General features: G+C 62.8%; 4 protein-coding genes. All 4 read left to right on the top strand.

Annotated features, from left to right (window positions below):
- The first annotated feature begins 130 nt into the window (after nt 1-130).
- The 4 genes from P9M14_12805 to dnaE all read left to right on the top strand — a co-directional run bounded on the left by P9M14_12805 (nt 131) and on the right by dnaE (nt 7,069).
- A complete protein-coding gene (locus tag P9M14_12805; protein MDP8256623.1) occupies nt 131-1,621 on the top strand; it encodes a PQQ-binding-like beta-propeller repeat protein in 1,491 nt (496 codons plus the stop codon).
- 5 nt (nt 1,622-1,626) lie between these two features.
- Nucleotides 1,627-3,033 (top strand): hypothetical protein, encoded by a 1,407-nt coding sequence (locus tag P9M14_12800; protein MDP8256622.1) that lies wholly within the window; start codon nt 1,627-1,629, stop codon nt 3,031-3,033.
- A 56-nt stretch (nt 3,034-3,089) separates the two neighbouring features.
- The gene (locus P9M14_12795) at nt 3,090-3,494 is read left to right on the top strand and encodes a hypothetical protein (GenBank protein ID MDP8256621.1); all 405 of its coding nucleotides are present in this window, start codon (nt 3,090-3,092) and stop codon (nt 3,492-3,494) included.
- A gap of 80 nt (nt 3,495-3,574) precedes the next feature.
- Nucleotides 3,575-7,069 (top strand): DNA polymerase III subunit alpha, encoded by a 3,495-nt coding sequence (gene dnaE, locus P9M14_12790; protein ID MDP8256620.1) that lies wholly within the window; start codon nt 3,575-3,577, stop codon nt 7,067-7,069.
- Nucleotides 7,070-7,074: the final 5 nt, after the last annotated feature.

Genomic DNA, 7,074 nt, shown 5'->3' with positions numbered 1-7,074 from the left:
TTGCGGAGCCGAACAGGTCGCGGTCCATCGTGCCGAGTATATTTTTTAGGACCGCAGCAGTTCCACGAGCTCTTGTTGACACCCCGAATCAGGTTGGGATAGCCTCCTGCGAGAGGGGGGATGGCGATAAATGCGTGAAAAAAACATCGATTTTGTATTTCTCCTGCTGGTTTGCCTTCTTTCGCTGCTCACATTGCTGACCGCGTGTGATACCGGCGGAGACGACGACGATGCGGACACCGACGATGACGCGGGGGATGATGACGTTGTCGACGATGACGACGATGACCTCGACGATGATGTCGACGATGATGACGACGACGATGACGATGACGATGATGACGTCGAGCCGGTCGAGGGCGAGTTGATCTGGACCTGGGAAACTTCCTACGGACCGCGGACCGTGGAGACCGTGGGCTGGATCGAGGACGCGGACGGCGACCTGGTGCCCGACCCGCTGGCCGTGAGCTACAATTCGCTCTCAGGGGAGGGCACTGAGGACAGCGTGTTCTGCATCAGCGGGGTCCCCGGGAAGGGCAAGGCCGCGCAGCTGATTTGGGGCGCGCATACCTACCATGCAACGCCCCACGAGTCCAACGCGGCGGGCGACGGCGACAACATAATGGCCGTGACCCCGGACCTGAACTCCGACGGCATGTCCGACGTAGTGGTGGGCACGGCCTGGGGCAACCGCTCGGTGTATGCCATCGACGGCAGCAACGGCGACGTGCTGTGGCTGTTCAACACCTACAGCGAGACCAGCTCGGGCTGGATCTACGAGGTGAACCCGATCCAGGACGTCACCGGTGACGGGGTGAGCGAGATCATCGCCGGGGCCGGCAGTTCCGCTGATTCGGGCTACCTGCTCAACGGCGCCACCGGCGCAAAAGTCTGGGACTTCGACGACCCGACCGACGTTGCCTACGGCGCTGACCCGATCGAGAATATCGGCGGCGGGTCCGGACAGGATGCGATTTTCATGACCGGCGACAACGACGGCACGATCTTCGCCGTGGACAGCGACAGCGGAAACCAGATCTGGTCGGCCGAGGCGGGCAACAGCTACGCCTCGGCGATAATCGACGACATTGACTACGACGGTGTGCAGGACGTGCTGTCCGGCTCCTGGGGCGCGTACAAGGTGATCGCCTTCAGCGGCGCGGACGGCGCGCAGATCTGGACCTCGCAAATCTCGGGACAGCCGATGCGGATCGTGCCGATGCCCGACGTGGACTCTGACGGCGTTCCCGATCTGGTCTTCAGCAGCCTGATGAGTAAAGCAGTGTACATGTGTTCCGGCGTTGACGGCACGCTGCTCTGGCCGTGGTACGACACTGATCTTATCTGGGCCGTGGACCGCATCGCCGACGTGAACGACGACGGGATCGACGATGTGGTCGTCGGCGGATTCACCAGCTGGATCTGGGTGCTCGACGGCGTTGACGGCACAGAGCTGTGGCACTACTTTGCGGGCGGCGCCAAAGTGATGAGCGTGCGCGGAGTGCCTGATATGGACGGCGATGGTTACGCAGAGGCGTTGGCCGGCACTCAGAATCTGGGCGATGGACTTCCGGGCTCGGGCCGGGTGTTGCTGCTCTCGGGCAATCCGGATTTGCCGTAAGCTTGATGATGACCAGCCGCGAAAGCGAACTTGCGCGCGCAGGCGTCCGCTTCTGGGAGACCCTGCGCGGCACTGGCGAGCCGGACCTCTCATTGATCGACCAGATCGCGGGCGCGGCCCTGGACAGCGATCCTCACGTGGCCTCGGGCGCAACCGCGCTGCTGTTCCGCTCGCTGGTCGAGCCGCTCAACGACTCTTTCGCTTTGCAGGACCGGCTGGTCTACTACCGTATTTTTGCGCGGGTGATTGAGCTCTGTCGCCGATCGGCCGCAGGCCGGGAGCTCGACCGTGAGCTGGAGCGTTTCGAGATCAGCGACGAACAGCAGCTGCTGCAGCGCTCGTTTGAGATCGCCCGCAATCGGACCGAACCCAGCGCCGATGATTATCAGCAAATCGCAGTGCTCTCGCGGGTCACGCCGGGCGCGGACGTGGCCGTGACCAGCGCCGCGATCAGCGTGCTCAAGCGACGCTACCCCTTGGCGCGGATCGCCATCATCGGCTCGGCCAGACTTAAGCAGTTGTTCGGCGGCGATCCGCGGATCGAGCTGCTTGAGCTGCGCTACGAGCGCCACGGCGGCCTGCTTGACCGTTTCAGCGCCTGGATCGCCGCGGTGCGCGCGGTGGACGATTGGGACCGCGGATCGCTGCTCGTGGTAGATCCGGACTCGCGCATCAGCCAGTTGGGAATGCTGCCGTTGCGTCAGCAGGATCGGGATTACCTGTTCTTCAACGGTTCCGCAGCCGAACAGCTCGATCCGCGCAGCCTCTCCGAGCTGATCAGCGGCTGGTTGGCCGATCGGATCGGCGGGGGGAAGCACGGATCGACCGTGGAGCCGTTCGTGGCGCTGGAGGAGGAGCAACAGAAATTAGCACGGCGTATTTTTGACCAGGCGGGGCTGAATAAGCGCCCCTGCGTGAGCATAAGTTTTGGTGTGGGGGGCAACGCTGCCAAGCGGATCAGTCCCGAGTTCGAGCAACTGCTGGTGTTGCGGATGCTCGAGCAGGGACGGGCTGTGTTGCTCGACCGTGGTGTCGATCCGCAAGAGACGGCCAATGCCGACCGGCTGCTGAACAGCGCCTCCAAGCGCGGCTTCGCTGCCGCGAGGATCGGCCGGGATGACGCTGTGCAAGCGGGTATCAACCTGTTGTGCTGGGACGGCGACATGGGAGGCTTCGCCGGTCTGATCGGGCTCAGTCGCCGCTACCTGGGGTACGACTCGTTATTTCAACATGTTGCAGCGGCCCTGGGAGTGGAGCTGGTCGCGCTGTTCAAGGGCTTTCCCGGGCCGACGTTCCCACGGCGCTGGAGACCGGCAGGACCGGCGAACGTGCATCTTGTGGAGCTTCCCGCCGAAGTCGACGACATCGGCAGTTTGATTCTAAGGGTGGAACAATTGATTGGGGCGGTGTGATGAAAAACAATCATACTATCTGGGCCGCGATCGTAGTGATTATCGGATGTTCTTTGATGGCCGGCGCCTGCGAAAAGGATCCGATCCAGCGGTTGGAGAACATCGAGGAGACCTACATCAGCCATTTGCAGCGCCAGTCCGAGGAGCTCAGTCGTTGTTCCAAGGCAAGGGAGCTTTCGGAGAAGACCTGCTGGGGCAAGTCGCAACGGCCGTTCCGCGACTATCAGCAGGGCTTTTTCTCGGCGCTGCGGCAGATGCAACAGGATTTGCCCAACGGCTATGACCATTCGGAGGACTGCTACGAGACCTGCATTCGCAACTCGGGCTTTACCGGCGACCTGATCTACAATCCGGTTTTTCTCAAGGGGTCCAACGAGGACCGCGGTCTGGAGTTGGCGGGCATGCCCGGTTGTTTCCAGATGTGCCGCAGCTACCTAGTGGCGGCCAACGGCATCGAATAACAGCTCAAGCCCCGCGGTCACTTTCCATTGAGCGCGCGGCGCGTTAACCTGCATCCGTTTCGAGTCCGCCGAGGAAAGTGATGCCGCACAACGAGTTCGTCCACCTGCACCTGCACAGCCAATACTCATTGCTCGACGGTGCGATCAAGTTCGATAAGTTAGCAGCACTGCTCAACGAGCAAGGATCGCGCGCCTGCGCGATCACCGACCACGGCGTGATGCACGGAGTGGTGCAGTTCTACCAGACGATGATCGACGCGGGGATCAAGCCGATCATCGGCTGCGAGGGCTACATCGCGCCGCGCAGTCGTTTCGAGCGCCAGGCCGGACGCGGCTCGGAGAGCGCCTACCACATCGTGCTCTTGGCCCAGAACTCCGAGGGCTACCGCAACCTGTGCCGCCTGGTGAGCAAGGCCTACCTCGAGGGCTTCTACTACAAGCCGCGGATGGACAAGGAGCTGCTCGCGCAGCACAGCAAGGGCCTGATCTGCCTCTCGGCCTGTCTCAAGGGCGAGATCTCGTCGCTGATCCTTGCCGACCAGTTCGAGGCCGCGCGCGCGGCGGCCGACTTCTATAAGCAGACCTTCCCCGACTCGTTCTACATCGAGCTGATGCACAACGGCATCCCCGAGCAGGAGCAGGCCAACGCCGAGCTGATCAAAATTGCCGGCGAGCTGGAGCTGCCGCTGGTGGCGACCAACGACTGCCACTACCTGCGGCGCGAGCACGCGCGGCATCACGACGTGCTGTTGTGCGTACAGACCGGCAAGACCATGCAGGACGAGGACCGCATGCGGCTCTCGACGCCCGAGTTCTACGTCAAGAGTCCGCAGGAGATGATCAAGGCTTTCTCCGACACGCCCGAGGCGATCCGCAACACCGTGCAGATCGCCGAGCGCTGCAACGTTGAGATGCAGTTCGGCAACCCGATCTTCCCCAAGTTCAAGGCGGAAAACGGCGAGCCAAGCGTCAAGGTCTTTGAACGTTACTGCCATCAGGGGCTCGAGCAGCGGCTCTCGGAGATCGAACGCCAGGCCCAGGGCGGGCTCGACGACGAGACGCGCGCGGAGTACCAACGACGCCTGGCCGAAGAGATGAAGCTGATCAAGGACAAGGGCTTCGCCGACTACTTCCTGGTGGTCCAGGACTTCATCCGCTACGCCCGCTCGCGCGAGATCCCGGTGGGACCCGGACGCGGCTCCGCGGCCGGCAGCCTGGTCTCGTGGGCGATGCGCATCACCGACATCGACCCGATCCGTTTCGGGCTGTTCTTCGAGCGCTTCCTCAATCCCGAGCGCCAGGACAACCCGGACATGGACATCGACTTCTGCGCCCACGGCCGCGACGAGGTGATCCGCTACGTGTCCGAGCATTACGGCGCGGATAAGGTGGCGCAGATTGCCACCTTCGGCACCCTGGGCGCCAAGGCGGTAATCCGCGACGTGGGCCGGGCGATGGGCATCCCCTACAGCGACGTAGACGTGATCGCCAAGCTGGTGCCCGACGAGCTGGGCATCACGTTGGATCGGGCCGTCGAGTCCGAGCCCAAGCTGCGCGACGCGGTCGCCGAGAAGTCGTGGGTCGCCGAGCTGATGGAGTACGGCCGCAGCCTCGAGGGATTGACGCGCCACGCCTCGACCCACGCCGCGGGCGTGGTGATCTCCAACGAGCCGCTGATCGACCTGCTGCCGCTGATGTGCGACCAGCGCGGCGAGGTAGTCACCCAGTTCGACAAGGACGACGTAGAGAAAGTCGGGCTGGTCAAGTTCGACTTCCTCGGGCTCAAGACCCTGACCGTGATCGACCTGGCGCTGAAGAACCTTCGCTCCAAGGGGATCGAGATCGACCTGAGCCGCGTTGAGCTCGATGATGCCAAGGCCTTCGAGCTGCTGTGCCAGGCGCGGACATCCGGCGTGTTCCAGCTCGAGTCCAGCGGGATGAAAGACCTGCTGATCAAGTTCAAGCCATCCTCGATCGAGGACATCATTGCCTTGATCGCGCTCTACCGCCCCGGCCCGATGCAGATGATCGACCAGTTCATCCGCCAGAAGCACGGTTTGGAGAAGCCGCATTACATCGTGCCCGAGATGGAAGAGGTGCTCTCCGAGACCCACGGGATCATGATCTACCAGGAGCAGGTGATGCGCCTGGCGAGCATGATCGGCGGGCTGAGCCTGGGAGACGCCGACCTGCTGCGGCGCGCGATGTCCAAGAAGAAGATGGACAAGATGATCTCGTATCGCGAGAAGTTCATCTCCGGCGCCAAGAGCAAAGGCATCGGCGTGCAGCAGGCCACCGAGGTCTGGGAGTTGATGGAGCGCTTCGCGGAATACGGGTTCAACAAGAGCCATTCGGCGGCCTACGCGATACTCGCCTTTCAGACTGCCTATCTCAAAGCGCACTATCCGGCGCAGTTCATGGCCGCACTGATGACCATGGAGGCCGGCGATTCGGACAAGATCCTGCAGCGGATTATGGAGTGCCGCAGCGACATGGGACTGACCGTGCTCGGGCCCGACGTCAACGAGTCGTTCGAGGACTTCAGCGTTACCGCCGTGGGCGAGATCCGCTTTGGCCTGGCCGCGGTGAAGAACGTGGGGCGCGGCGCAGTGGAGGCGGTGATCGAGGCGCGCGAGCGGCTGGAGGTCTTCAAGGGATTGTTCCAATTCTGCCGCGAGGTCGACCTGGGGCGGGTCAACCGCCGGGTGGTCGAGAGCCTGGTCAAGGGCGGAGCTTTCGACTTTACGCAGATCCACCGCGCGCGGCTGCTCGAGGGGGTCGATCGCGCGCTGGACTCCGGGTCCAAAGAGCAGCTGGACCGCAAACGCGGACAGATGGGACTTTTCGCGGGCGACTCGGGATTGGTGCCGGAACAAAACGATGCCACGCTGCTTCACGATGTTCCACCCTGGTCGAACAAGACCCTGCTCGACGAGGAGAAGGAAGCCCTGGGCTACTACCTCACCGGCCACCCGTTGATGGAGCACGAGCGGCTGCTCAAGCTGCTGGCCACCCACGATACCGCGGCGCTGCGCGAGCTGCGCGCCAAAGGCGAAATCAGAATCGCCGGGATCGTCAACAGCGTGCGTCAGCGGGTCAACAAGCGCGGAGAGCGCTGGGCGATCACCGTGCTCGAGGACCTGGTCGGCACCTGCGAGATGCTCGTCTTCTCCGACGTCTATAAGCGCAGCGAGGAACTGCTCGGCGCGGGGCTGCCGCTGCTGATCAAGGGGCAGGCCGACGTCGGCGACAAGGGGACCTCGATCAAGGTCTCCGAGGTGATCGAGCTCAGCCGAGCCGCTGAGCAACTATTCAAGCAGGTCCACTTTTCGCTGAGCAGCTCGGGGCTGACCCGCGAGCAGCTCGAACAGCTCAGATTGCTTTGTATGCGCCATCCCGGCCAGGCCGAGGGCTATTTGCGGTTGAGGCTGCCCGAGGGCGTACAGGCCATGATTCGCTTCTCCGACGACCTGAAAATCAAGCCCTGCCAGGAACTGGTGACCGAGGCGCAAAAGCTTTTGGGATATGATAGTGTTGAGTTGATGACGTCAGATGCTGTATGGCGAAGGGAGTGACAAGG

This window comes from Candidatus Alcyoniella australis (assembly GCA_030765605.1).
Lineage (GTDB): Bacteria > Lernaellota > Lernaellaia > JAVCCG01 > Alcyoniellaceae > Alcyoniella > Alcyoniella australis.
This window is presented reverse-complemented; position numbering and strand designations above follow the sequence as displayed.

Bases quoted from the DNA above. Each gene is read 5' to 3' on its own strand.
- P9M14_12805 (MDP8256623.1), top strand. From the start codon at position 131: ATGCGTGAAAAAAACATCGATTTTGTATTTCTCCTGCTGGTTTGCCTT.
- P9M14_12800 (MDP8256622.1), top strand. From the start codon at position 1,627: ATGATGACCAGCCGCGAAAGCGAACTTGCGCGCGCAGGCGTCCGCTTC.
- P9M14_12795 (MDP8256621.1), top strand. From the start codon at position 3,090: ATGGCCGGCGCCTGCGAAAAGGATCCGATCCAGCGGTTGGAGAACATC.
- dnaE (MDP8256620.1), top strand. From the start codon at position 3,575: ATGCCGCACAACGAGTTCGTCCACCTGCACCTGCACAGCCAATACTCA.